At 60.7% G+C, this 24408-nt stretch carries 23 protein-coding genes and 1 pseudogene; 17 read left to right on the forward strand and 7 right to left on the reverse strand.

Annotation, left to right across the window (positions count from 1 at the left end):
* The first annotated feature begins 8 nt into the window (after positions 1-8).
* Together N1937_RS24325 and fba are read left to right on the forward strand one after the other, a co-directional pair.
* Positions 9-857, forward strand: coding sequence for a sugar phosphate isomerase/epimerase family protein (locus N1937_RS24325; RefSeq protein ID WP_260059528.1), 849 nt, complete (start codon positions 9-11; stop codon positions 855-857).
* Between the two features lie 305 nt (positions 858-1162).
* Positions 1163-2227 carry a class II fructose-bisphosphate aldolase gene (gene fba, locus N1937_RS24330; RefSeq protein ID WP_260059530.1) on the forward strand — a complete coding sequence of 355 codons (1065 nt, stop codon included), beginning with the start codon at positions 1163-1165 and terminating at the stop codon, positions 2225-2227.
* 117 nt (positions 2228-2344) lie between these two features.
* Here fba and N1937_RS24335 read toward each other — a convergent pair whose 3' ends face one another.
* The 7 genes from N1937_RS24335 to N1937_RS24365 all read right to left on the reverse strand — a co-directional run bounded on the left by N1937_RS24335 (position 2345) and on the right by N1937_RS24365 (position 11023).
* Entirely contained in the window at positions 2345-4096 is a 1752-nt protein-coding gene (locus tag N1937_RS24335) for a glycerol-3-phosphate dehydrogenase/oxidase (RefSeq protein WP_260059531.1), read from the reverse strand.
* A 37-nt stretch (positions 4097-4133) separates the two neighbouring features.
* The gene (locus tag N1937_RS24340; protein WP_260059533.1) at positions 4134-5663 is read right to left on the reverse strand and encodes an FGGY-family carbohydrate kinase; all 1530 of its coding nucleotides are present in this window, start codon (positions 5661-5663) and stop codon (positions 4134-4136) included.
* 37 nt (positions 5664-5700) lie between these two features.
* Positions 5701-6543 (reverse strand): DeoR/GlpR family DNA-binding transcription regulator, encoded by an 843-nt coding sequence (locus N1937_RS24345; protein WP_003562490.1) that lies wholly within the window; start codon positions 6541-6543, stop codon positions 5701-5703.
* A gap of 149 nt (positions 6544-6692) precedes the next feature.
* The gene (locus N1937_RS24350) at positions 6693-7640 is read right to left on the reverse strand and encodes a D-ribose ABC transporter substrate-binding protein (protein WP_017967825.1); all 948 of its coding nucleotides are present in this window, start codon (positions 7638-7640) and stop codon (positions 6693-6695) included.
* A 110-nt stretch (positions 7641-7750) separates the two neighbouring features.
* Positions 7751-8803 carry an ABC transporter permease gene (locus N1937_RS24355; RefSeq protein ID WP_017967824.1) on the reverse strand — a complete coding sequence of 351 codons (1053 nt, stop codon included), beginning with the start codon at positions 8801-8803 and terminating at the stop codon, positions 7751-7753.
* 22 nt (positions 8804-8825) lie between these two features.
* Complete coding sequence (locus N1937_RS24360) at positions 8826-10370, reverse strand: sugar ABC transporter ATP-binding protein (RefSeq protein WP_260059550.1); 1545 nt, start codon at positions 10368-10370, stop codon at positions 8826-8828.
* Complete coding sequence (locus N1937_RS24365) at positions 10367-11023, reverse strand: DUF2291 domain-containing protein (protein WP_260059551.1); 657 nt, start codon at positions 11021-11023, stop codon at positions 10367-10369. The genes N1937_RS24360 and N1937_RS24365 overlap by 4 nt, the downstream gene beginning before the upstream one ends.
* Before the next feature lie 793 nt (positions 11024-11816).
* Between N1937_RS24365 and N1937_RS24370 the strand changes: the two genes are divergently transcribed.
* The 15 genes and pseudogenes from N1937_RS24370 to N1937_RS24440 all read left to right on the forward strand — a co-directional run bounded on the left by N1937_RS24370 (position 11817) and on the right by N1937_RS24440 (position 24302).
* Positions 11817-13391, forward strand: a complete 1575-nt coding sequence (locus N1937_RS24370; protein WP_260059552.1) for an FGGY-family carbohydrate kinase — start codon at positions 11817-11819, stop codon at positions 13389-13391.
* A 32-nt stretch (positions 13392-13423) separates the two neighbouring features.
* On the forward strand, positions 13424-14935 hold the full coding sequence (locus tag N1937_RS24375) for a glycerol-3-phosphate dehydrogenase (RefSeq protein ID WP_260059554.1): 1512 nt from the start codon (positions 13424-13426) through the stop codon (positions 14933-14935).
* An 11-nt stretch (positions 14936-14946) separates the two neighbouring features.
* Entirely contained in the window at positions 14947-15879 is a 933-nt protein-coding gene (locus N1937_RS24380; protein WP_260059555.1) for a sugar phosphate isomerase/epimerase family protein, read from the forward strand.
* Between the two features lie 70 nt (positions 15880-15949).
* Positions 15950-16885, forward strand: coding sequence for a sugar-binding transcriptional regulator (locus tag N1937_RS24385; RefSeq protein WP_027686361.1), 936 nt, complete (start codon positions 15950-15952; stop codon positions 16883-16885).
* 93 nt (positions 16886-16978) lie between these two features.
* Positions 16979-17755 carry a DeoR/GlpR family DNA-binding transcription regulator gene (locus N1937_RS24390; protein ID WP_260059562.1) on the forward strand — a complete coding sequence of 259 codons (777 nt, stop codon included), beginning with the start codon at positions 16979-16981 and terminating at the stop codon, positions 17753-17755.
* Positions 17752-18522: a triose-phosphate isomerase gene (locus N1937_RS24395; protein ID WP_170255486.1), complete on the forward strand. Its 771-nt coding sequence runs from the start codon at positions 17752-17754 to the stop codon at positions 18520-18522. The genes N1937_RS24390 and N1937_RS24395 overlap by 4 nt, the downstream gene beginning before the upstream one ends.
* An 11-nt stretch (positions 18523-18533) precedes the next feature.
* On the forward strand, positions 18534-18989 hold the full coding sequence (derI, locus tag N1937_RS24400) for a D-erythrulose-4-phosphate isomerase (protein ID WP_170255487.1): 456 nt from the start codon (positions 18534-18536) through the stop codon (positions 18987-18989).
* A gap of 216 nt (positions 18990-19205) precedes the next feature.
* Positions 19206-20105 carry a non-homologous end joining protein Ku gene (ku, locus tag N1937_RS24405; RefSeq protein ID WP_170255488.1) on the forward strand — a complete coding sequence of 300 codons (900 nt, stop codon included), beginning with the start codon at positions 19206-19208 and terminating at the stop codon, positions 20103-20105.
* Between the two features lie 12 nt (positions 20106-20117).
* Entirely contained in the window at positions 20118-20936 is an 819-nt protein-coding gene (gene ku, locus N1937_RS24410; protein WP_170255489.1) for a non-homologous end joining protein Ku, read from the forward strand.
* A gap of 8 nt (positions 20937-20944) precedes the next feature.
* The gene (gene ligD / locus N1937_RS24415; protein ID WP_170255490.1) at positions 20945-22003 is read left to right on the forward strand and encodes a non-homologous end-joining DNA ligase; all 1059 of its coding nucleotides are present in this window, start codon (positions 20945-20947) and stop codon (positions 22001-22003) included.
* A gap of 146 nt (positions 22004-22149) precedes the next feature.
* Entirely contained in the window at positions 22150-22383 is a 234-nt protein-coding gene (locus tag N1937_RS24420) for a BrnA antitoxin family protein (RefSeq protein WP_017967811.1), read from the forward strand.
* 64 nt (positions 22384-22447) lie between these two features.
* Positions 22448-22543 (forward strand): annotated as a pseudogene (locus N1937_RS24425) (DUF488 domain-containing protein); the annotation flags it as partial.
* A 152-nt stretch (positions 22544-22695) separates the two neighbouring features.
* Complete coding sequence (locus N1937_RS24430; protein ID WP_170255491.1) at positions 22696-23217, forward strand: DUF4142 domain-containing protein; 522 nt, start codon at positions 22696-22698, stop codon at positions 23215-23217.
* A 9-nt stretch (positions 23218-23226) separates the two neighbouring features.
* Positions 23227-23547 carry a cupredoxin domain-containing protein gene (locus N1937_RS24435; protein ID WP_017967809.1) on the forward strand — a complete coding sequence of 107 codons (321 nt, stop codon included), beginning with the start codon at positions 23227-23229 and terminating at the stop codon, positions 23545-23547.
* A gap of 41 nt (positions 23548-23588) precedes the next feature.
* The gene (locus N1937_RS24440; RefSeq protein WP_170255492.1) at positions 23589-24302 is read left to right on the forward strand and encodes an RNA polymerase sigma factor; all 714 of its coding nucleotides are present in this window, start codon (positions 23589-23591) and stop codon (positions 24300-24302) included.
* The last annotated feature ends 106 nt before the right edge of the window (positions 24303-24408 follow it).

The raw sequence follows: 24408 nt of genomic DNA on the forward strand, positions 1-24408 counted from the left end.
ATACCACCATGGAAGGTTTCGGCGTTCACACCAGCATGTGGACCATGAACTGGGACCGCGCAGGGGCCGAGAAGGCGATTGCCGGAGCCGTGCACTACAAGATGGATTTCATCGAGATCGCGCTGCTCAACGCGCCTGCCGTCGATGCCAAACACACCCGCGACCTGCTTGAAAAAAACAAGCTGCGCGCCGTCTGCTCGCTCGGCCTGCCGGAAAATGCCTGGGCTTCCGTCCGCCCGGATGCAGCGATCGAGCACCTGAGGGTGGCGATCGAAAAGACCGCTGACATGAACGCGGAAGCTCTGTCCGGCGTCATCTTCGGCGGCATCGGCGAGCGCAGCGGCGTGCCGCCGACGCAAGGCGAATACGACAACATCGCCAAGGTGCTCGACGCTGCGGCAAAGCATGCGAAGAAGTACGGCATCCAGCTCGGCGTCGAGGCGGTGAACCGCTACGAGAATCACCTGATCAACTCGGCGCAGCAAGCCGTCGACATGGTGGAGCGTGTCGGCGCGGATAACATCTTCGTCCACCTAGATACCTACCATATGAATATCGAGGAAAAGGGTGCGGCAAACGGCATCCTGATCGCCCGCGATCACCTCAAGTATATCCATCTTTCCGAAAGCGACCGCGGCACGCCGGGCTACGGCAACATCCCGTGGGATGCGATCTATGCCGCTCTTGCCGCAATCGGCTTCAAGGGCGGGCTTGCCATGGAAAGCTTCATCAACATGCCGGCCGAGGTCGCCTATGGCCTGGCCGTCTGGCGCCCCGTTGCGCGCGATATGGAAGAGGTCATGGACAAGGGCCTCCCGTTCCTGCGGAATAAGGCGGAACAATACGGTCTCATCTGACCCGGTTTACCCAATATTCTGGATTCCGCGGCCGCAGGGTGTCTGTCTGAAGAGTTCTCGCCATCACCGGCAAGGCATGGCGCGCCATCTTCAGCACATGCACCGATTTTCATTCGGCTCGTGCATGCGGAAATGACTCTTGAGAAATATCATACTGTTTGTGATATTGTTATTGTCGCTTGTTACATTTCTCCTCCTATGCCATTTTGCCTATTAAATTAGACGCTTGAACGGCTCGCGGCCGGGCTCTAGTTTCGAGGAGATGGCGGCATTTCGTTCGACCACCGATATGGGGAAAATCCTGGATGGCACGCATTACGCTGAGGCAACTGCTCGACCATGCTGCGGAGGAAGGCTACGGCGTTCCCGCTTTCAACATCAATAATATGGAGCAGGCGCTCGCCATCATGGAAGCCGCCGACGCGTGTCATGCGCCGGTTATCATGCAGGCGTCGCGCGGAGCCCGTGCCTACGCCCATGACATCATGCTGAAGCACATGATGGATGCCGTCGTCGAAATCTATCCGCATATTCCTGTCTGCGTGCATCTCGATCACGGCAACGATCCCTCCAACTGCATGACGGCGATCCAGGCGGGCTTCACCTCGGTGATGATGGATGGTTCGCTGAAAGCGGACGCCAAGACGCCTGCCGACTGGGCCTATAATGTCGGCGTCACCAAGATGGTGACTGATATGGCGCATTTAGGCGGCATCTCGGTGGAAGGCGAACTCGGCGTTCTCGGGTCTCTGGAGACCGGCATGGGCGAGGCCGAGGACGGCCACGGCGCCGAGGGCAGGCTTTCGCACGACCAGTTGCTGACCGATCCGGACGAAGCCGTGAAGTTCGTGCGCGAAACCAAGGTCGACGCGCTCGCCATCGCGATGGGCACATCGCATGGTGCCTACAAATTCACCCGCAAGCCGGACGGTTCGGTGCTGGCGATGAACGTCATCGAAGAAATTCACCGTAAGCTGCCGAACACGCATCTCGTCATGCACGGCTCGTCGTCGGTCCCGATCGAACTGCAGGAGATCATCAACAAATATGGCGGCCAGATGAAGCCGACATGGGGAGTGCCGGTTGAGGAAATCCAGCGCGGCATCAAGAACGGCGTGCGCAAGGTCAACATCGACACCGACGGCAGAATGGCGATGACCGGCCAGATTCGCCGCGTGCTGCAGGAGGACCCGAGCGAGTTCGACCCGCGCAAATATTTGAAGCCGGCGATGGCGGCGCTGACCAAGCTCTGCAAGCAGCGCTTCGAACAGTTCGGCACGGCCGGTATGGCGGGCCGCATCACGCCCCTTCCCGTTTCGGAAATGGCGAAACGTTACAAGTCCGGTTCTCTCGATCCGGCTTTCTCCTGAAACTGGGTTAGAGCATGATGCCGAAAAGTGTGAAGCGGTTTTCGGACATCATGCTCTCACCATATAATGTGGAACAGGATTCATATTTTAGGCCGACCGGCCTAAAATCATCCTGTTCTAGCCCGAGGCCGGGCGCGGTGCCTTTTCCGGCTCGGCGGCGACAGGCCCGCCCGGCAGTGCTTGGCCGTGGAAGCGGCTCAGCTGGCTGACAACGTCCTCGATTTCGCTTGCCGTTCGTTCGGCATTCCAATCGAGCGCTGCCCCGGCAACGCCGGCGATTTCCCGCAGGCCTTCCAGCGTCAACCGGCCCTCGATCGCGAGCGTCGTGCGGCGCATTACGATGTCCGACAGATGGACGACGAGTTCGTTCCGGGCGATCCAGTCGATCTCTCGGAAACTGTAACGCGGCGCACCCGTCAGGCGCTGCTCGTCGGAATAGCCTGAAGGAAAGGAAAGGAACGCCGCGGCCATCGTGCCGTAGCGGCCGAGCAGCTCGTCGGCTCGCTCGGCAACAACGCCGCTGCGCGAGGCGGTATCCATGATCCAGGCGTTGCGCTGCTTGGCGACAGCCGGAAAGGCCTTGCCGCCGCCGATCGCCAGGTAGCGTGTCGACTGGCTGCGGCTGCGCTGCAGCCGGGAGAGAACGGTGTCGGCGACCTCTTCGGCAAAGCCGCGGAACGTCGTCCACTTGCCTCCGACCAGCGAAATGATCGGAAACGGTCTGCCGTTCTCTGGCTCCTTCACCGGCGCGGAGTGGTCGCGGCTGATCAGCCCCGGTGCGGTCGCATCCGATGCCGGCAGCGGGCGGATGCCGCTATAGCTGTAAACGATCTGATCGCGATCGAAGCGGAGCGTCGGCAGCAGCGAGCGGATGCTTTCGAGGAAATACTCCGTTTCCGGCTCCTCGCAGGAGACATTGTCCGGATCATTCGCCGGAATATCGGTCGACCCGACCAGCGCCAGCCCGAGATACTCGTAGACCAGGCAGATGCGGCCGTCGTCGGCCTCGAAATAGATCATATGGCCGTTGAGGCTTCGCACCAATTCGGGATGGTCAAGCAGGATATGGGATCCCTTGGTGCCGCCGATCAGCCGCGATGGAGCGCCGAGCAAAGTGTTGACGTGATCGATCCAGGGACCTGCCGCATTGACGACCAGCTTGGGAGCGACGGTGAATTCGCGACCATCGGGCTGCCGGAAGGTCAAACGCCCTTCTGAAACGGCAGCCAGTGTCGCGAAATTTGCCGCGAGGCTCCTCGCATTCGCATCGAGACCATCACGCACGAGCTCATAGACGAGCCGCTCCGGCCTGCTGATCTTGGCGTCGTAATAGATGCCGCCGGCGACGATGGCGGGGGTAATATGCGGCATCTCCCGGCGCGCCTGTTTCTTCAGGATCAGCCGGTGGCGCGGCATGACCTGGTCGCGTGAACCGAAGAAGTCGTAGAGCCGAAGCCCGATCTTGATGAGAACCGCACCACGGCTGCGTGGCGCCGTCTTCGACCCAAAGAGCGTCCGGATCGCGGCCCAGATGCCGCGCGTCCAGGAAAAGACCGGAATGAAGGTCGGCAGCGGCTCGACGCAATGCGGCGCGTTCTTGAGCAGGAGATTGCGCTCAAGAGTCGACTGCGCCACCAGCCCGAACTCACCCGTCTCCAGATATTTCAGGCCGCCGTGAATGAGCCGCGATGGTGCGGCGCTCGTGCCGGAACCAAAATCGGCCTTGTCGACGATCAGGCAATTGACACCCTGTAGCGAGAGGTCGCGGAACAGGCCGGCGCCGTTGATGCCTGCCCCGATGATCAAAACGTCGATATCGTTCTCGCCGAGGTTCGAGAAGCGCTGCTGCAAATCGGGGGTCATGCTCATCGTCCTCTATCGCCCGCCGCAGCAGGCATTTGTCTTTTCAGTTTGCCGATTGCTCCGGCGCAAGCGCGGCAATCCTAGGCCAAAGAGGGATCATCGCGTCGGCAATATCGCGGAATACCCGGTAACGCATTTCATAATCCGCGCTGCGCGCTGCATCCGGCCGGCAAGTCTTCGCAATGGAGGCGGTGTCGCGCGGATCGCTCTGCGGATCGGCGAAGATACCCACGCCCGACCCGGCACAAAGCGCAGCACCCCAGGCGGCCGCCTCATCCGTCTCGGTGACCGTCACCGGCATGCCAAGCACATCGGCAAACATCTGGACGACGGCAGGATTGCGCGAGACGCCACCGGCGAGCCGCACCTGATCGAAGGCAAAGCCGTCGCGAAGCGCATCGACATGAATGCGATGATTGAAAGCGATGCCCTCAAGCACGGCGCGCAGCATGTCGCCGCGGTCGTGCCATCCACCGAGCCCGAAGAAGCCGGCGCTGGCGGCTGCGCCATAAGGCGAGCCGAACAGATAGGGATGGAAGAGCGCGGTCGAGGGGCGCTCGAAGGCGGCAGCGATCTCGGGCGCCAGTAGGCTATGGATCGAGTTGCCTTGCACCTCGCCATTCTTCCGCTCGGCAGCGCAGAGCGTGTCCAGAAACCAGTCGTAATTGGCTGTCGATGCCGGAGAGATCGACATGCTGTTCCAGATGCCGGGCGCAATCCCGTTGCGGCAGAACCAGCGCCGGTCGACACGTGGTTCCGACGAAAGCGTTTCGTTGATCGAATAGGTCCCGGCAATGACCGCGACAACGCCTTCGGCATAGCCCCCTGCCCCGAGCGCCGAGGCCGTGACGTCGTGCAGACCGGCAACGACCGGCGTTCCTTCGGCAAGGCCCGTCAGCTGCGCGGCTTCACGGGTGACGCGACCGACGATCTGGTCGGAGCGCGAGGCCGGCGGCAGGGCGTGGACGAGATCCTGCAATCCAAACAACCGCAGGGCGTCCTCGCTGTAGTTCTGCGATTTGACATTGGTGAAGGAGGTGCTCGCTTCGGTGCGGTCCGTACCGATGATCCCGGTCAGGCAGAACCGCAGCCAGTCCTTGCAGCTGATGAAATGGCCGATGCGCTTATAGCGTTCAGGTTCCATTTCGCGGATCCAGGCAAGCAATGCCGATGGCGCTGAGACATGCGGGATCTGCCCCGTCAGTTCGATCGACAGGTCGGCGACATCGCTTTTCGTCCACCGGTCGACGATCGCCCCTGTCCGGCTGTCCAGCGAGAGAATGGCCCGGCCGAGCGGCTTTTGGGCGTGATCGAGCAGGTAGATGCCGTCTCCATGCGCGGTAGCGGCAATGCCCTCTATGTCGCTTGCCGGCCGTCCGCTAAGGGAAATTGCCTCTCTGATGGCATCGGCCGTCGCCTTCCACAATTCATCCATGTCGCGCTCGATATGACGGGCCTTCGGAATGAACTGCGTGACGCGGCGACGCGCGGCTGCAAGCGGCGTGCCGTCGATATCGAAGATGACCGCCTTGGTGACGGTCAAACCGCTATCGATCCCGAGCAGTGTCGGCATTCACTTTTACCTCACGAGGGACAACCGGCACGCGCCGTCAGGAGCGCCCTCCGGCGCCCTTGGCGATGACCACGTTGATATCTCTGGACCGCATGCGGTCGATGTGCACCGGCTGGGTCTTGTCGTCGACGATAACGACGTCGAACTCATCCAGTGCTGCGAAACTGTGGAGCGCACGCCGTTCGAACTTGGTATGATCGGCAAGCAGGATGCGCTTTACGGAACAATCGAACATGGCGCGCTTGGTATCGACTGTCTCAGGAGACTGATGCAGCACCGTGCCATCGCTGATCGCCGACATCGAGATGAACGCGACATCTGCCCTGAGAGCCTTGATCTCGTTGATGGTCATGCGACCCATGAAGGCATTGCACCAATTGTAATACTGGCCGCCGAGGGCGAGCAGCGTCACGTCGTGCAGGCCCGTCAGCGCGTTCATCAGGGTCAGGGAATTGGTGATTGCGGTGACCGGCACTTTCGAAGGCAGATGTGCCGCCATCTGAAGAACTGTGGTCGAGTCATCGAAAAAGATCGCCTGCCCCGGTTCGACGAATTGCATTGCCGCCTCGGCGATTAGCTTCTTTTCCGCCGACTGGCGGTTCGAGCGATAGACGTCGCTGGATTCGATGAGATTGGTCGCCGCCGCAGTGACGATGCCGCGCGTCTTCCTGAAGAGGCCGCGGCTGACGAGTTCGTCGACATCGCGGTGAGCCGTCATCAGGCTGATCCCAAAGCGGTCGGTCAGGTCTTCAATCCGCATCGAGCCTTCACCCATCACGGCTTCTGCAATCATGCGGCGGCGCGCAATCTGGCGCGTCTGCCGGCTGTCGCTGGTGAGCTGGTCCAACAGATCGTCGTCCCGGCTGGTCTTCTGTGTCACGGGTCACCCCTGTCGCTGAATTGTGGATCCCAGCTTCGTACAGTGATTGCCGCGCCAAGGCAAAAAGGCGAAACGCAACCGAAGATTGAGACGTCGGCCGTCGCTTCCAGCATGAAAATGAGGGCGCTCTCGCGAGCGCCCTCTTCCGTTTACTGCGCCAGAACGAACGGGCCAGTGTACTTGTCGATGTTGTCCTTGGTGATCAACAGGCAATCGAAGAGCTGCTTCTCGCTCTTGGCACCGGTGTTACCCGTCTTGATCAGATTGTCGGCCTGCTTGACGGCTTCTTCGGAGAAGACGGCAACCGGTTGGAGGACGGTGTATTGGAGTTCGCCGGCCTTGATGGCGGCAACGGCATCCGGCGAACCGTCGAAGCCGCCGACCTTCACATTGGCGAGCTTGCCGGCTTCCTTGAGTGCTGCGATCGCACCAAGCGCCATTTCGTCATTGCCCGAGATGACGCCGACGATATCAGGGTTGGCCTGCAGCATGGACTGCATCTTGTTGTGGCCCTGGGTGCGGTCCCAGTTGGCAACTTCCTTGGCGACCTTCTTCAGATCCGGATACTGCGAAAGGACAGTCTCGTAGCCATTCGACCGTGTTGCCGCGTTGTTGTCGGAAGGAGCGCCGAACAGTTCGGCATAGTTGCCCTTGTCGCCGATCGCTTCGACCCATTGCTGTGCGCCGAGGGCGGCACCCTGTGCGTTGTTGGAAACGAGCTGCGCTTTCGCCAGGCCTTCCTGGTTGATTTCGGCGTTGACGAGGAGGACCGGGATGCCGGCAGCAACGGCCTTCTTGACCGCACCGACGGAACCGTCGGCGTTTGCCGGGTCGAGGATGATCGCCACCGACTTGTTGGTGATCGCCGTATCGATCAGGTTGCTTTCGGTATTGGTGTCACCCTTGTGGGCGTTGACCGAGGCCGTGTAGCCCAGCTTTTCGGCAGTTGCCTTGGCGACGTTGCCTTCCGTCAGCCAATAGGGATTCGACGGATCGTTGACGATGATCGTCATCATGCCCGCTGCCCAGGCCGAGCTTGCCAGAAGCGGTGCTACGGCCGCGGCGGCCAGAAGTATGCGCATGCCTTTCTTAAACATAGTCTCTCTCCCATTTGTGAGTTCAGTTATTGCCGGGGATCCGGCAGTGCTTTCCCCAATCGGCTTCGTGGATTCCAGCCTGCCGTCGTGGATAAGTGCGGTCTCAGCCGTTAGGACGATTTGACCCTGCGGCCGTATTGGATGCTGTTCATCAGGACGGCGAGAACGATCACCGCGCCGGTGAACACCGTCTGCCAGTAGGCCGAGACGCCGATGATCACGAGACCGTCCGAAAGGAAACCGATGACGAAGGCGCCGAGCATGGTGCCGCGAACCGTACCGCGGCCGCCGGTCAGCGCCGCCCCGCCGATGACCACGGCTGCGATCGCCGTCAGCTCGTAGGTTGTGCCTGCCGTCGGACCGGCGGAGGTCAGCTGCGAGGAGAGGACCAGGCCGGCGATCGCAGCACAGACGCCCGAAAGCACATAGACGATGATCTTCACGCGCTTGACCGGGACGCCGGAAAGGTCGGCGGCGCGCTCGTTCCCACCTGAGGCGTAGAGCCAGCGGCCGAAGGCGGTGCGGCTCAGCACGATGCCGCAAATGATGGCGAGAACCGCAAGCACGATGACCCCGATCGGAATGCCTGCGAGCCGGTTGAAGCCGAGCCAGTCGAAGCCGGTATTGCCGAGTTCCGGGCGGCCGCCGAGATTGTTGTAGGTCAGGCCGTTGGTCATCAAGAGCGCGATACCGCGGGCGACGTAGAGCACGCCGAGCGAGGCGACGAAGGCCGGCACCTTGAGGTAGGCGATCAACACGCCGTTGACCGCACCGACCAGCGCGCCGAGCGCACATGTGATGACGACGACGGCCCAGACCGGCGGATAGAGGATCACGCCGAAATAGGTGAGCGTGACGCCGTGCATCAGGAAACCGGCGATGCAGCCTGCAAGCCCCAGTGTCGAGCCGACCGACAGATCGATGCCGCCATTCAGGATGACGAGCAGCATGCCGATCGCCAGAATGCCGAAGATCGCGACATGCGACGCCATGATCAGGAAGTTGTTCAGCGTAAAGTAATAAGGCGACAGGAACGAGAAGACCGCGATGATGACGATCAGTGCGAAGAAGGCCCGGCCTTCCAGGATGAGACGCACGATATTGGTATTGCGCTTCTGCCCGCTGGAAACTGATTTCTTTTCGGTGACGTTCGTGACTGACATAATCAGTGCTCCATAATCCAGGCTAGTTCGCGACCACTGCTTCGCCGGAGGCGGCCATGATCTTTTCCTTGGTGACATCCGAGCCGAACTCGGCCGATATCCTGCCGCGATGCATGACGATGATGCGGTGCGCGATGCTCAGGCATTCATTGACTTCGGACGTCGAATAGACGACCGCCAATCCCTGCTTGGCACGCTCCGCGAGTAACTTGAAAACTTCCGCCTTGGCGCCGATGTCGATGCCGCGGCTTGGCTCATCGAGCAGGATGACCTTCGGCTGGGTTGCCAGCATCTTGCCGATGACGACCTTCTGCTGGTTGCCGCCGGAGAGCGAGCCGATCGAAGCAGCACCGCCATCGGTTTTCACATGCACCCGCCGGATCGCGTCGCTGACGAGATCGCGCTCCCGGTGGCCTGAGGTGAAAAGCCCTTTGGTGAAGGCGCGAATACTTGCAAGCGACAGATTGGAGCCGACAGTCATCGTCTGGACGAGACCGTCGCGCTGGCGATCTTCGGGCACGAGCACGAGACCGCTGGCAATGCGCCGCGCTATGCTGAGCCCACTGACGTCCCGTCCTTCGAGCAGAACCTTTCCGCCACTTGCGCGCAGTCGTCCGGCAATACACTCGAGCAGTTCCGTGCGCCCGGCGCCCATCAGCCCGTAGATGCAGACGATCTCGCCGGCACGCACCTGGAGAGACAGGCGATCGACTGCATTATAGGCAGCGCCGGAGGGACCGGGGACGCTGAGGTTTTCGATGGAAAGCGAGACGTTTCCGACCTGGTGACCTTCCGGCGGGCTGCCGAGGTCGAAATTCTCGCCGACCATGTTGCGGACGATCCACTCGAGATCGATGTCCTTGCGCTCGGCATAGGCCGTCATGTTTCCGTCGCGCAGAACGACGGCGTGATTGGTGATCAGCAGCGCCTCTTCCAGATGATGCGAGATGTAGACGATCGACACGCCTCGGCTCGTCAGGTCGTGGATGACCTTGAAGAGCACTTCCACCTCCGTCGCGCTCAGCGCCGAGGTCGGTTCGTCCATGATCAGGATGCGCGAATTGATGGAGAGGGCTCGTGCAATTTCGACGATCTGCTGCTGGCCGAGGCGAAGATCCTCGACCCGTGTCTGCGGATCGATGTCTTCCTCGAGTTCCTCCATCAGCTCCCGGGTCTGGCGCTCCTCTTCAGCGAAGTCGACGACACCGCCCTTGATGATCTCCCGGCCCATGAAAATATTGTCGCGGACGCTGAGATTGGGGGCCAGGCTGAGCTCCTGGTGAATGATGGAGATCCCGCACTCGCGCGCATGGGTCGACGAGCTGAAGCTGATCGGCGAGCCGTCGAGAATGATCTCGCCGGAGCTTGGCTGCGCCACACCCGAAAGGATCTTCATCAAGGTCGACTTGCCCGCGCCGTTCTCTCCGAACAGGGTTGTGACCTGGCCGCGATGGATGTCGAAGTTCACCCCCTTCAAGGCGTGAACGCTGCCGTAGGATTTTGCGATGTTGCGGGCTGCGAGGACGACCTCGCCTTTTGCCCCGTTGCTGCGTTGCGGCTGGCTCATTTGAGCTCGACCTTCACGGGCGTGACAAGCCAGTTCTTCGGGTTGATGAGCTTGAAGACGCCGACCACGGTCGCTTGCTTTCCGTCCAGGGCGTCAGGATCCAGGCCCGTAAAAACCGCCTTCTTCATCTCGTTATTGATGGCCGAACCGGCATCCTGATACTGGATCTGGTTGGTAAACTGGCCGAATTCGATGGTGCCGGTTGCATCGCGGAGGTCCGTGCCGTTGACCGCAGGTCCGGTCTGGACACGGACCACCGTCTCGGGAGGCAACCCATCAATCTTCATTTCGTTAGTATTCGACTTGCGGGCGCCGAAAACGCCGGTCAGCGTGACGGGAATGACCGGTCCGGTGCTCGTCGCAGCGCCGTATTTCTCAGCTGCCGCCTTCTTGTCGGCGGCAATGGCGGCCGCGAGATCGGCGGCTGCAACGGCCCGCTCCTCGACATTCGCCTTGATCTTCGGGAACTGCTCGGCGCCGAAGGTTTCCGGAGAGAATACCTGCTGGCGGACATCGTTTTCGGAACCGATCTTGACGACCGTCGTATCGAACGCGATCGCTGCAACGACGATAACCGCCAACGCCGCGCTGACAAGGAGCCCGCGATTGCCGCTGCTCGGCTTTGATGCTGGATAATCGGGCGATGTACTCATGTCCGGACGGCCTTGGCTTGGAATGGCGAGATGGAGAGGGTTAGCGCGACGATGATCGCAGGCGGGCTGAAGCATTGCGCCGCACCGGAACAGAAGCCGGCGGGCCACCCGCAAGAGCGCAACTTTGGACGAAAATTCGCATTGGAAGCCTCCTCAACAAGACCGGCGACTGTCTCCTCCAACCGCCTGGCCCTGCAAATTCTCCATCAGGAACCCACTTCCGTGATAGAAGTATGTTACTTATGCCAGAAATGATGTTATAAATTTTACGAACTGTCAACGGCACTATCGCAGCAACTTGACCAAAAGGCACGGCCTCACATCTTGTTCATCACGCTGCGGCGCAGCAAAAAGTGGCAGGAAATGCAGTCGCCTTTACACTTGTCATTCGGTCGAGCGATGCGATCATCTATATGATTTTCATTAAGAAATTCACAGATCGATCATTGCGCGCACTATCGTTTTCAATGCCCCACGCCGATAGCTTGACAGCGCGGCAGTAAACTCCTTGCTCCTCCATTTTAAATGAAAAAAATTACACCGCTAGAAAAATCTTACTGGAATTGTGGTATCGTTATGTTATGTTTTCGAGTGAGCTCAGAGAGGTTTCGGCTGCGTGCCAGATCTGGGATTTGTCAAAGGCGGCGCGCTTGCCGTTGCCCGTGGAAGGGCACCGAAGTTGGCAGCCGGATGCATCATCCCAGATGAGTTTAGGGATCGGGAGGACTTCAGATGAATTTGATGCGCGTATTGCCCGCCGCGGCGCTTGCGGTGGTGGCGAGATAGGCCTGCGATGACATCGACCCAGAAGATCATCATTGGCATAGATGCCGGCACCTCGGTCATCAAGGCCGTCGCCTTCGATCTGTCCGGCCGCCAGATCGCCACGGCCTCCGTTCGCAACCGATACGCCACCGGAGACGATGGCTCGGCAACGCAGTCGCTGGATCAGACCTGGCTCGATTGCGCCAGCGCGTTGCGTGGCCTTAGCGAAAAAGTCCCTGATCTTGCGTCACGCACCGCGGCCATCGCCGTCACCGGACAGGGCGACGGCACCTGGCTCGTCGGCCGCGGCAATAGGCCGGTTGCCGATGCCTGGCTGTGGCTCGACGCGCGTGCCGCGCCGACAGTCACGTCGCTTACCGGCGGAACGCAGAACCGTGCCCGCTTCGAGGCGACGGGCACCGGTCTCAACACTTGCCAGCAGGGCGCGCAACTTGCCCATATGGACCGCTTCACGCCGGATCTTCTCGATCGGGCAGAGGCGGCGCTGCACTGCAAGGACTGGCTCTATCTCAACCTTACAGGCGTGCGGGCAACCGATCCATCGGAGGCAAGTTTCACCTTCGGCAATTTCAGAACGCGCCAGTATGATGCCGTCGTGATCGACGCGCTCGGTCTTGACCATAGACGCGGGCTCCTGCCCGAAATCATCGACGGCAGCGAGATCAGCCACAAGCTGACATCAGAGGCGGCGGAGGCCTGCGGGCTTCTTGCCGGAACGCCGGTCTGCCTCGGTTATGTCGACATGGTGATGACGGCGCTTGGCGCAGGCGTGCGCAGCGGCGCTCGCAACGCCGCCTGCTCGACGATCGGCTCCACCGGCGTGCACTTGCGCGCCAAGTCCGTTGCCGACGTTCAGCTCAATCGTGAGGGCACCGGCTATGTGATCGCCCTGCCCATCCCCGGCATCGTCACCCAGGTCCAGACGAATATGGGCGCCACGATCAACATAGACTGGATCCTCGGCGTTGCCGCCTATCTGATGGCCGAGGCAGGCAAGCCTGCTTCGCATGCAGACCTCATTGCACGTATCGACGGCTGGTTTGCAGAAAGCCGACCGGGAGCGGTGCTCTACCATCCCTACATTTCCGAAGCGGGCGAACGTGGGCCTTTCGTCAACGCGAATGCGCGCGCGGGCTTCACCGGGCTTTCGATGCGTCACGGTTTCCCCGACCTGCTGCGCAGCGTGGTCGAAGGGTTGGGGCTTGCGACGCGCGACTGCTACGCGGCGATGGGCGCGATGCCCGAAGAGCTGCGGCTCACGGGCGGCGCCACACGCTCCGTCGCGCTCCGCCGTTCACTCTCGGCCGCCGTCAACGCACCGATCCGCCAGTCGCGCCGCGAGGAGACGGGGGCGGCCGGCGTGGCGATGATGGCCGCGGTGGCCGTCGGCGTCTATTCCAGCATGGACGATTGCATCGCCGACTGGGTGACGCCGCTGCTCGGCGATTTGGAGACACCAGACACCAGCGAGGCTCACCGGTTCGACAGGCTCTTTTCTGTCTACACCGATGTGCGCCAGGCAATGGCGCCTGCCTGGGACAAGCTCGCCGAAGCCGCAACGACATCGCCGGTAGGCGCGTAATTCTGATGCAGCAGGCATCGAAGGAGCATGACATGACCGAACCCGAACCCCTGGATCTCTTCGTCATCGGCGGAGGCATCAACGGCGCGGGGATAGCACGCGATGCTGCCGGCCGCGGCCTGAAGGTCGTGCTGTGCGAAAAGGACGATCTGGCACAGGGAACCTCGTCGCGTTCGGGCAAGCTGGTGCATGGCGGTTTGCGTTACCTCGAATATTACGAGTTCCGCCTGGTGCGTGAGGCGCTGATCGAGCGTGAAGTGCTGCTCAACGCCGCGCCGCATATCATCTGGCCGATGCGCTTCGTCCTGCCGCACAGCCCTGAGGATCGCCCAGCATGGCTCGTGCGGCTCGGCCTCTTCCTCTATGATCATCTCGGCGGCCGCAAGAAGCTGCCTGGGACCCGCACGCTCAACCTGCTCCGCGACCCGGAAGGCACGCCGATCCTCGATCAATACACACGCGGCTTTGAATATTCCGATTGCTGGGTCGACGACGCCCGCCTCGTGACCTTGAATGCGCTGAGCGCAGCGGAAAACGGCGCTTTGGTGTTGACCCGCTCGCCCGCCGTGTCGGCCCGTCGCGAGAATGGCGGTTGGACCGTGGTCACGAAAAGCAACACCACGGGAGAGACGCGAACCTTCCGTGCCAAATGTCTCGTGAACTGCGCCGGCCCCTGGGTAATGGACATCATCAATCGCGTCGCCGGATCGAACTCCGGCCGCAACGTCCGCCTCGTCAAGGGCAGCCACATCATCGTGCCGAAGTTCTGGGCGGGCGCCAATGCCTATCTGGTGCAGAACCATGACAAGCGCGTCATTTTCATCAATCCCTACGAGGGCGACAAGGCGTTGATCGGGACGACCGATATCGCGTACGAAGGCCGGGCCGAGGATGTTACCGCCGACGAGACGGAAATCGAGTATCTGCTCCAGGCGGTCAATCGCTATTTCAAGGAAAAGCTGCGTCGCAACGACGTGCTGCACAGCTTCTCCGGCGTGCGCCCGCTGTTTGACGATGGCAAAGGGAATCCGTCGGCCGTTACCCGCGACTATGTCTTCGATCTCGACGAGACCGGCGGCGCTCCGCTGCTCAACGTCTTCGGCGGCAAGATCACCACGTTCCGCGAGCTCGCCGAACGCGGCATGCAGCGCCTGAAGCATATATTCCCGAATATGGGAGGCGACTGGACGGAGAAAGCGCCGCTGCCGGGCGGTGAAATTCCGAATGCCGACTACGAGAGCTTCGCCAACAGCCTGCGCGATATCTATCCCTGGATGCCGCGCAAGCTTGTGCATCACTACGGCCGTCTCTATGGCGCCCGGGCTGGGAATGTGGTTGCCGGCGCGACGGGCATAGAAGGGCTCGGGCGGCATTTCGGCGGACAGCTTTATGAGGCCGAGGCCCGCTATCTCGTTCTCACGGAATGGGCCGAAACGGCCGAGGACATCCTCTATCGCCGCACCAAACACTACCTCCATCTGAACGAAGCGGAGCGCGCGGCCTTTGGCGAGTGGTTTGCTTCAACCCGCCTTGCCGCCGCCTGAAGGATGCCGCCATGTCGCTGACCCTTTCGCTCAACACCAATCCGCTGGTGAACCGCTTCGCCGACCCAGACGATCTGATCGATACGGTTGCGCGTGATTTGCGGATCCGCGACCTCCAACTGACCCACGAGTTCATCAATCCGAGCTGGCAGGCACCGGTCATCCGCCGCCTGACGCGCATGATGAGCGCTGCGCTGAAGCGCACCGGCGTGCGGGTCACCTCGGGTATGACTGGCCCATATGGGCGCCTCAACCATTTCGGACATCCGGATGCCGATGTCCGCCGCTACTACGTCGACTGGTTCAAGACCTTTGCCGACATCACCGCCGATCTCGGCGGCCACTCGGTCGGAACGCAATTTGCGATCTTCACCTATAAGGACTTCGACGATCCGGCTAGACGCGAGGAGTTGATCAAGATCGCGATCGATTGTTGGGCTGACGTCGCCGAGCACGCGCGGGCCGCAGGCCTCTCCTACATGTTCTGGGAACCGATGAGCATCGGCCGCGAGTTCGGCGAGACGATCGGCACCTGCCTGTCGCTGCAGGAGCGGCTGACATCCGCCGCAACGGCCATCCCGATGTGGATGATGGCCGATATCGATCATGGCGACATCACCTCCGCCGATCCCGATGACTACGACCCCTATGCCTGGGCACGCGCCGTCCCGCCGGTATCGCCGATCATCCACATCAAACAGAGCTTGATGGACAAGGGCGGGCACCGGCCCTTTACCGCCGAATTCAATGCCAAGGGCCGCATACAGCCGGCACCTCTGCTCCAGGCCCTGGCCGAAGGTGGGGCGAAGGACAATGAAATCTGCCTGGAACTCTCCTTCAAGGAACGCGAGCCGAACGATCGTCAGGTCATCCCGCAGATCGCCGAAAGCATCGCCTTCTGGGCGCCGCATATCGACACCGGCGTCGCCGACTTGAACATCTGAGGCGGGGATCTTTAAAAGGCAGCACTGCGATACGGCGGAATCGCCGCACGCCATTCGAAAGGGAGCCGTAATGACGGATGCCGATGATACGCTTGCCGTGCGTGCCGCCTGGCTTCACTATGCCGGTGGCCTGACGCAGTCCGACGTTGCGCGCCGCCTCGGCGTGCCGTCGGTAAAGGCCCATCGCCTGATCGCCAGAGCGGTCGCCGATGGCGTCGTCAAAGTCACGATCGACGGGGATATCGTCGAATGCGTCGAGCTGGAGATGCGGCTTTCGGAACGGTTCGGGCTTCAATATTGCGAGGTCGCACCCGATCTCGGCGAGGAAGGCTTGCCGCTGCGCGCACTCGGCCATGCCGGCGCCGGCTATCTCAAGCGCGAGATCGAGCGCGGCGACAATACGGTCATCGGCCTTGGCCATGGCCGCACGCTTTCCGCCGCCGTGCAATATATGCCGAGGGTGAGCGCGAAGAACCTGCGCTTTGTCTCTTTGCTTGGCGGGCTGACGCGAAACTACGGCGCCAATCCCTATGACGTGATGCATCGCATCGCCGAAAAGACCGGCGCCCATGCCTATGTCATGCCGGTTCCCTTTTTCGCCAATACCGGCGAGGACCGCGAAGTGCTGAAGGCGCAGCGGGCCGTCAAAGAGGTCTTCGATCTTGCCAACAATGCCGATCTGAAGCTCGTCGGCCTGGGAACTGTCGATGCCGAGGCGCAGCTGGTTTTGTCCGGCATGGTCGAACCCGGTGAAATCGACGACATCGCTGCCGCAGGCGGCGTCGGCGAAATCCTCGGACATTTTTTCGACGCCGACGGCCATATCCTCGACACCGCGCTGACGGCGCGCACGCTCTCCGCGTCTTTCCCCAAGACCAAGAAAGAGCGGCTCGTGGCGCTGGCGGGCGGACAGTCGAAAGTGCCGGCCATCCGGGCAATTCTGAATAGCCGCCGCCTTTTCGGGCTGATCACCGACGAGCGAACCGCGCAGGCGCTGCTGAAGTAGGGAAGGAAACAACATTTGATCGCAAAATAACACAATAAATGTTGATTATCACGCATGCTCCGTTATCTTAACATCAACAAGGTGGAGAGCGGGATGAGGCGAGAAGAGCGTCAGCAGTTGATCGTCAACCTGCTCGTCGAAAACAAGACCGTCGATCTCGACGACCTTGCCGATCGCTTCACCGTGTCAAAGATGACGATCCATCGCGATCTCGATGATCTCGAGCAGGCGGGTGTCCTGCGCAAGGTTCGCGGCGGCGCGACTATTGACGCAGGGACGCAGTTCGAAAGCGACTTCCGTATTCGCGAGCGCCAGGGCAGCGAGGCCAAGCTGGCTATGGCTGAGACCGCGCTGGAACTGGTCGAGCCGGGGATGACGGTGATGGTGAACGACGGCTCGATGGCGGCCGTGCTCGGGGAAATGCTGCTGCAGAAGCGGCCGCTGACGTTGATCACCAACAATGCGGCGATCATGGAGCGGCTGAAAGACGAAACCGGCATCACGCTGATCGCGCTTGGTGGTATCTATTCGGCGAAATTCAACGCCTATCTCGGCGTCGTCACCGAGGAGGCACTGTCGCGGCTGAGGGCCGACATCGCCTTCATTTCGACGCCGGCCGTCAGCGGCGGGCGCGCCTATCACATGGACGATAATGTCGTGCGCGCCAAGCGGGCTATGATCGCGTCGTCGACCAGGACCTGCCTTCTCGTCAATCACCAGCGCATCGGCCACACCGCCCTGCATGTCATGGCGGATCTGGCTGACTTCGACGCCGTTATCACCGACAGCGCACCCGATGCTGCTGTCCTGGAGGAATTCGAGCAGGCGGGCATTACGCTCACCATCGCATCAACGCAGGATCCGACATGACCGAAAAGCCGCGCTTCTGGATTGGCACCAGCTGGAAGATGAACAAGACGCTTGCTGAAGCCGAGCATTTCGCCCGCGGTCTCAAAGCTGCCGATGCCGCACGCGATCCGCGTATCCAGCGCTTCGTCATTCCGTCTTTCACGGCCGTGCGCGAGATCAAGGCGATGCTTGCCAAGACCTCGGTGAAGGTCGGCGCGCAGACCATGCATTGGGCCGACCAGGGCGCCTGGACCGGCGAAGTCTCGCCCGTAATGCTGAAGGACTGCAATCTCGATCTCGTCGAACTCGGCCATTCCGAGCGGCGCGAACATTTTGGAGAGACCGACGAGACAGTGGGGCTGAAGACCGAAGCAGCGGTTCGCCACGGTCTCATTCCGCTGATCTGCATTGGCGAGACGCTTTCCGACCGCGAAAGCGGAAAGGCCGCCGACATCCTCGCCACCCAGGTGCGCGGCGCGCTTTCGAAACTTTCGGGTGCGCAAAAAGATGCCGAAATCCTGCTGGCCTACGAGCCTGTCTGGGCAATCGGCGACAAGGGCATCCCGGCGACCGCAGATTATGCGGATGCCCGCCAGTCTGAAATCATCGCCGTTGCCGAAGCTGTGCTGGGCCGGAAGATTCCCTGCCTTTATGGCGGGTCGGTCAACCCGCAGAACTGCGAAGAACTGATCTCGAGCCCGCATATCGACGGGCTCTTCATCGGCCGTTCGGCCTGGAACGTCGAAGGTTACCTCGACATCCTGGCAAGATGCGCCGCCAAACTCTGAGGAGAAAGACAATGAAGCTTGCCGTTGCAGGAGACAGTGCCGGCGAAGGCCTCGCCAAGGTTCTGGCCGACCATCTGAAGGACCGCTTCGACGTCTACGAAGTCTCGCGCACCAGCGCCGGTGCCGATCCTTTCTACGCCAACCTCTCGGATCGCGTCGCCTCAGGCGTCATCGACGGCACCTACGACAAGGCGATCCTCGTTTGCGGCACCGGCATCGGCGTCTGCATTTCGGCCAACAAGGTTCCGGGTATCCGCGCCGCCCTGACGCACGACACCTATTCGGCCGAGCGTGCAGCACTTTCCAACAATGCGCAAATCATTACCATGGGGGCCCGCGTCATCGGAACGGAGCTTGCAAAGTCGATCGCTGATGCGTTTCTTGCCCAGACCTTCGACGAGAACGGCCGTTCTGCCGGTAACGTCAAGGCCATGGATGATCTCGACGCGAAGTACAGCGCCCGTTGAACAATGCTGGCGGTGAAACCGGACATATCCTGGTGGTTGCCGCCTCGTTCAAACGCACGTCACGACAAAAAGAGTCATCGAATCAAAAACATCTCCAGACTCGGAATACGGGAGATCTCCACGTGTTAAGTCCTTGAATTTAGATTCGTTTCGACTCGGAACAATTTGCCAGGTGATTCAGTTGAATCGCGTTGGTTGTGTGAGGGAGTCGCGCAGATGGTTGCCCCGCGGGCGAATTGGAAAGGCTACATCAAGTTTGGAGAAGTCGCGTTTCCTGTCGCGCTCTACACTGCGGCATCCTCCTCCGAACGGATCGCCTTCAACACTCTGAACCGAAAAACCGGCAATCGGGTTCGGCGCGAGTTCGTCGACAGTGAAACCGGCGATCCCGTCGAGCGCGAGGATCAGGTCAAGGGTTTCGAGATCGAGGACGGGCGATATGTCGTGCTTGAACCCGACGAAGTCGCGTCCGCGATTCCGAACAGCGATAAGACACTTACGGTCGAGGCGTTCATTCCCTGCGATGAAGTCGACGATGTCTATTTCGACAAGCCCTATTACCTTGCTCCCGACAAGTTGGGCGGCGACGCCTACAAGCTGCTGCGCGACGGCATGAAAAAGGCCAGGGTTGCTGCGATTGCTCGCACGGTGTTGTTCCGGCGTCTGCGCGCCGTTCTCATTCGGCCGCACGGCAACGGCCTGGTCGGTTCCACCTTGAACTATGACTATGAGGTCCGTTCGTCGCAAAAGGCTTTCGAGGAAATGCCGGACCTCAAGATCGAAGGTGAGATGCTGGAGCTCGCCAAACACATCATCAACACGAAAAAAGGCCAATTTGATCCCAAGCAGTTCGACGACCGCTATGAGGCGGCGGTGGCAGAGCTTGTGAAGGCCAAGATTGAGGGCCGGACGCTGCCGAAGAAGAAAACGCCCCCGGCATCCAAGCCCAGCGACCTGCTTCAGGCGCTGCGTGAAAGTGCTGGAATGTCCGCGCCCGCCAAGACCAAGCGCTCAGCGGTTAACGCCGATGGCGGAAAGGGGCGCCAGAAGGCAGCGCGTGCGACGTCGACGAAATCGCGTGGCACCGGTGGCGTTCAACACCGCCGCGCCAGCTGATTGGAGGATTCGATGGCGCTTCGTCCCCACTGGAAAGGCTACCTCAAGCTCTCGCTCGTCACCTGCCCCGTTCAGATGATGCCGGCGACGTCGGAAAATGAGAAGGTCCGCTTCCACACCTTGAACCGAGAGACGCAGAACCGCGTCGTCAGTCATTATGTCGATTCCGTCACCGGCAAGGAGGTGAAGGACGAAGACGAGGTGAAGGGTTATCAGCGTGGCGAGAACGAGTATGTCATTCTGGAAGACGAGGAACTCGAAAGTATCGCGCTCGACAGTACCAAGACAATCGACATCGAAGTTTTCGCACCGCGCGACGGCGTCGACTGGATCTGGCTCGATACGCCCTACTATCTTTCTCCGGACGATCCGGTCGGCCAGGAGGCATTTTCGGTCATCCGCGACGCCATGGCTGCCGAGAATATGGTCGGCATATCAAGACTTGTAATCTCAAGGCGGGAACGCGCCGTCATGCTGGAGCCACGCGGCAAGGGCATCGTACTTTGGACGCTGCGTTATGGGGATGAGGTGCGCGATGCCGAGATCTATTTCGAGAAAGTCGATGACCAGCCTGCCGACAGCGAAATGATGCCGCTTGTCCAGCAGTTGATTAAAAAGCAGACGCAGCACTGGAGCCCGAAGATGGTTTCCGATCCGGTTCAGGACAAGCTCCTCGACATCATCGACGCGAAGAAGAAGCAGATGAAAAAGCCGAGCAGGACAACGTCCAAGTCCAAGGAAAAGCAAGAGCCGGCACCAAGCAATGTCATCAACATCATGGATGCCCTGCGCAAGTCGGTCGAAGCGGAAAACCGCCCCGGAAGGCGCTAGGCCTGATCATGACGCGCCCGCGCCGCCCAATTCGGCCCTTGCTCGACGAATCTCACCCAATGCTGCAGTCTCGTCCGATCCGCAAGCGCGATCGCGACCAGCCCAGTCTGCCCTTCGATCCAATGCCGTCGCGCATCGAGCCTTGCCTCGCACTGCTGAAGCCGACCGTGCCCGTGGGGCCGGATTGGCTCTATGAGGTGAAGTTGGATGGCTATCGATTGGCAATCCATATTGAGCCGAAGGGCGTGCGGGTCATCACCCGCGGCGGACATGATTGGACACATCGCTTCCCCGCCATCGCCACGGCGGCAAAGGAGCTTGGGGCAACGACCGCCATTCTCGACGGCGAGGCTGTCGTACTCGATGATCATGGCCGATCGGATTTTGGCGCCCTGCAGCGTTCGCTCGGCGGGCGGGGCGGCAAGCGGGTGTCGACCGAGTCAATCCTCGTTGCCTTCGACCTTCTCTATCTCGATGGACACGATCTGACAGGCACCGAGCTTGACGTACGCCGGCACCTGCTTGAAGACCTGATACCGGACGGCGATGATCAGACGATCCGCATCTCCGAAGAAGTAGACCTGCCGGCCGAAGACCTCCTCGAGCACGCCTGCCATCGTCATCTGGAAGGCATCATTGCCAAACATCGCGACCGGCCCTACCGCAGTGGCCGCACGGGCGACTGGCTGAAGATCAAGTGCGTCCAGAGCGAGAGCTTCATGATCGTCGGTTATGAGCAGTCAGCATCCGCCCGCGGCGGCATCGGCAGCCTGCTTGTGGCCGGCAGACAAGGCTTCGACTGGGTTTACGTGGGGTCGGTGGGGACTGGTTTCACTGCCAGGGATGCTGAACACCTGAAAAAGACGCTGGACCGGCTGAAGACGAGCCGGCCGGTCGTTCCCTTGAAGGGCAAGCGCCTCGTCTTCGTCCAGCCGACGCTGATTGCCGAGATCGAGTTTCGCGGCTGGACCGATGACGGCAATCTCCGCCATGCGTCCTACAAGGGGCTGCGCGAGGTTCAAGACAACGCCGCTGTCTTCGATATGACTGGCTTCATGGGCGATTGAGGGCCGCGATCACGGCGGCCCCACATGGAGCGGCCGAGCAGGCCAGCTAAATCGATCGCATGAAACAAGCTAAATAGTCGACGAAGCAGCCGAGATCCCTTATGCCGCTCATATGTCGATCCGACTGGCAACAGAAAGTCATTACCATGGCAAACCCGCCCCGCCGACCTGTCAATCCAATGGATGCTGCAGAAGCATTGTTCAAACCCGCGAAGAAGAAGGCGGAACAAGCTGTTGAGCGGCCAGCACTGCCGAATGTCAAGGAGCTTGTTTCGCTCAAGATCGACAGTGATGTGCTTGCTTTTTTCCAGGAAAATGGCGCCGGCTGGCAGGATCGTATCAACGATACGTTGCGCGCTGCGATGAAGAACGGCCTCTAACCCTGTTGCACCGTCTGGTACGCCACGGGTGATCGCTGTGATGCACGGCTCAGCCAGCAAGCGCCAGATCCGGCAAGCTGACGCGACGCTTCTCTACGGGGCGAAAGATCTGCATCATAACCACGCCATCGTGCTTCAGCGCTTTCTCGGCAAAGGCTGACGCGTCGGCGACCGACATTGATGACAAGCGCCCTTTCCGTGTCCGAAATTTCCGGGAACCTTTTCGACAAACCTGCATCCAACGTTCGCTTCCGAAGGCGCATCACCGTTGCCGCCGGAAGGCATTCGGTCACGACACAAGGGAGACAGATCATGTTGAAACGAATTCTCGGCGCCACCCTGATGGCGGCAGCGCTCGGCACGGCTTCGATCGCCGCCGACGCCAAGCCGACCGATCCTCAGATCGCCCACATCGCCTATACGGCAGGGCAGATCGATGTCACGGCAGCAGAGCAGGCGTTGAAGAAAAGCAAGAATGCCGAAGTCATCGCTTTCGCCAAAACCATGGAGCGCGACCACAAGGCCGTCAACGACCAGGCGCTCGCCCTCGTCAAGAAGCTGAAAGTGACACCCGAAGACAACCCGGTCAGCCAATCCCTGTCGACAAAGGCGAATAAGGAGCTGAAGACGCTGGAGACACTCAACGGTGCAGCATTCGACAAGGCTTATGTCGAAAACGAAGTTGCCTATCACAAGTCGGTCAACGACGCGCTTGCCAACACCTTGATCCCTTCGGCGCAGAATAAAGAGCTCAAATCGCTGCTGGAAACGGGCCTGACCCTGTTCAAGGAACATCAGGTGCATGCCGAGCATCTGGCTTCGATAATCAAATAGGCAGGAGGGATGGGCTCGCTCATGAAATCGCTCCCGCTGCTGTCTGTGCTGCTTTGGGCGGGCAACGGGGTTGCATCGGCGACGGAGTATCAGATCACCATCGCGGGCATGAAATTCGGCTCGCCGCCTGCCGAGCTGCATGTCGGCGATGTGATCGTCTGGAAAAACGATGATATATTCCGACACTCGGCAACCGCTCGCGACAAGAGCTTCGATGTCGACCTGCCGCCGAAATCGGAAGGCCGGATGACGATCGGCGAAGCGGGAGCGATCGATTTCTATTGTCGTTTTCATCCCGCGATGACGGGCAAACTGGAGGTTCGGCCGTAGGCCGGGCTTCAATCGAACAGGTAAGCAGGCGGAGAATTTCCATGGCAGCCATTCCAGTTCCGGCAGGGCAACATCGGCCGCAGACGTCGACACTGTCCGACGTCGATCTGGTGCCGCTGGCGAAAATGGGCGACGAGTCCGCCATCCGAACCATCGTGCAGCGGCACAATCAGCGTCTGTTCCGCACCGCGCGCGCCGTCATCCGCAATGATTGGGAAGCTGAAGATGTCGTCCAGGCGGCCTACACCAAGGCTTTCACCAATCTCGCGGCATTCCGCGGCGAGGCGCAACTCTCGACGTGGCTGACCCGCATTACGCTCAACGAGGCGCTCGGCCGTGTGCGGGCCCGAAAGAACACCACCGGGCTCGAGGAAATCGACATGCAGACGACGGCGCCGGGTGGCGAAGTGTTACAGTTTCCGTCCTCTCTGTCTGCAACCGACCCGGAAACCGAGCTGTCCAGAAGCCAGGCGCGGCATCTCCTCGAAAACGCCGTCGACGAACTCCCCGATGATTTTCGCGCCGTCTTCGTGCTGCGGGATGTCGAGGGCATGAGCACAGAGGAGGCCGCATCTTATCTCGGCATAAGACCCGAAACGGCCAAGACCCGACTGCACCGGGCGCGCAAGATGATGCGCCAGTCGATCGAAAGGAAGCTCTCCGGAGCATTCTCGGCGCTGTTCCCGTTCGATGGCGCCCGTTGTGCCTACATGGCCGATCGCGTCATTGCCGCCCTTCACGACGACACGCGATGATGACTCGCAGTATCGACGGGAGAAATGCTCTGGCCTCAAGCGTCTCGGTCGCCGGCCTCGTCGGCCTGTCTTTCGCGCGATAGCAGTAGAAAGAGAAAACCTGCTG

It is taken from the genome of Rhizobium sp. WSM4643 (genome assembly GCF_025152745.1).
Classification (GTDB): Bacteria; Pseudomonadota; Alphaproteobacteria; order Rhizobiales; family Rhizobiaceae; genus Rhizobium; species Rhizobium leguminosarum_I.

Excerpts from the sequence above, each read along its gene's own strand:
- derI (WP_170255487.1), top strand. The coding sequence starts at position 18,534 with ATGAAGCTTGCCGTTGCAGGAGACAGTGCCGGCGAAGGCCTCGCCAAG.
- N1937_RS24365 (WP_260059551.1), bottom strand. The coding sequence starts at position 11,023 with ATGAGTACATCGCCCGATTATCCAGCATCAAAGCCGAGCAGCGGCAAT.
- N1937_RS24340 (WP_260059533.1), bottom strand. The coding sequence starts at position 5,663 with ATGCCGACACTGCTCGGGATCGATAGCGGTTTGACCGTCACCAAGGCG.
- N1937_RS24325 (WP_260059528.1), top strand. The coding sequence starts at position 9 with ATGGAAGGTTTCGGCGTTCACACCAGCATGTGGACCATGAACTGGGAC.
- N1937_RS24395 (WP_170255486.1), top strand. The coding sequence starts at position 17,752 with ATGACCGAAAAGCCGCGCTTCTGGATTGGCACCAGCTGGAAGATGAAC.
- N1937_RS24430 (WP_170255491.1), top strand. The coding sequence starts at position 22,696 with ATGTTGAAACGAATTCTCGGCGCCACCCTGATGGCGGCAGCGCTCGGC.
- ku (WP_170255489.1), top strand. The coding sequence starts at position 20,118 with ATGGCGCTTCGTCCCCACTGGAAAGGCTACCTCAAGCTCTCGCTCGTC.
- N1937_RS24435 (WP_017967809.1), top strand. The coding sequence starts at position 23,227 with ATGGGCTCGCTCATGAAATCGCTCCCGCTGCTGTCTGTGCTGCTTTGG.
- fba (WP_260059530.1), top strand. The coding sequence starts at position 1,163 with ATGGCACGCATTACGCTGAGGCAACTGCTCGACCATGCTGCGGAGGAA.
- N1937_RS24370 (WP_260059552.1), top strand. The coding sequence starts at position 11,817 with ATGACATCGACCCAGAAGATCATCATTGGCATAGATGCCGGCACCTCG.
- N1937_RS24355 (WP_017967824.1), bottom strand. The coding sequence starts at position 8,803 with ATGTCAGTCACGAACGTCACCGAAAAGAAATCAGTTTCCAGCGGGCAG.
- N1937_RS24385 (WP_027686361.1), top strand. The coding sequence starts at position 15,950 with ATGACGGATGCCGATGATACGCTTGCCGTGCGTGCCGCCTGGCTTCAC.
- N1937_RS24440 (WP_170255492.1), top strand. The coding sequence starts at position 23,589 with ATGGCAGCCATTCCAGTTCCGGCAGGGCAACATCGGCCGCAGACGTCG.
- N1937_RS24390 (WP_260059562.1), top strand. The coding sequence starts at position 16,979 with ATGAGGCGAGAAGAGCGTCAGCAGTTGATCGTCAACCTGCTCGTCGAA.
- N1937_RS24335 (WP_260059531.1), bottom strand. The coding sequence starts at position 4,096 with ATGAGCATGACCCCCGATTTGCAGCAGCGCTTCTCGAACCTCGGCGAG.
- N1937_RS24380 (WP_260059555.1), top strand. The coding sequence starts at position 14,947 with ATGTCGCTGACCCTTTCGCTCAACACCAATCCGCTGGTGAACCGCTTC.
- ligD (WP_170255490.1), top strand. The coding sequence starts at position 20,945 with ATGACGCGCCCGCGCCGCCCAATTCGGCCCTTGCTCGACGAATCTCAC.
- N1937_RS24420 (WP_017967811.1), top strand. The coding sequence starts at position 22,150 with ATGGCAAACCCGCCCCGCCGACCTGTCAATCCAATGGATGCTGCAGAA.
- N1937_RS24375 (WP_260059554.1), top strand. The coding sequence starts at position 13,424 with ATGACCGAACCCGAACCCCTGGATCTCTTCGTCATCGGCGGAGGCATC.
- N1937_RS24360 (WP_260059550.1), bottom strand. The coding sequence starts at position 10,370 with ATGAGCCAGCCGCAACGCAGCAACGGGGCAAAAGGCGAGGTCGTCCTC.
- ku (WP_170255488.1), top strand. The coding sequence starts at position 19,206 with ATGGTTGCCCCGCGGGCGAATTGGAAAGGCTACATCAAGTTTGGAGAA.
- N1937_RS24350 (WP_017967825.1), bottom strand. The coding sequence starts at position 7,640 with ATGTTTAAGAAAGGCATGCGCATACTTCTGGCCGCCGCGGCCGTAGCA.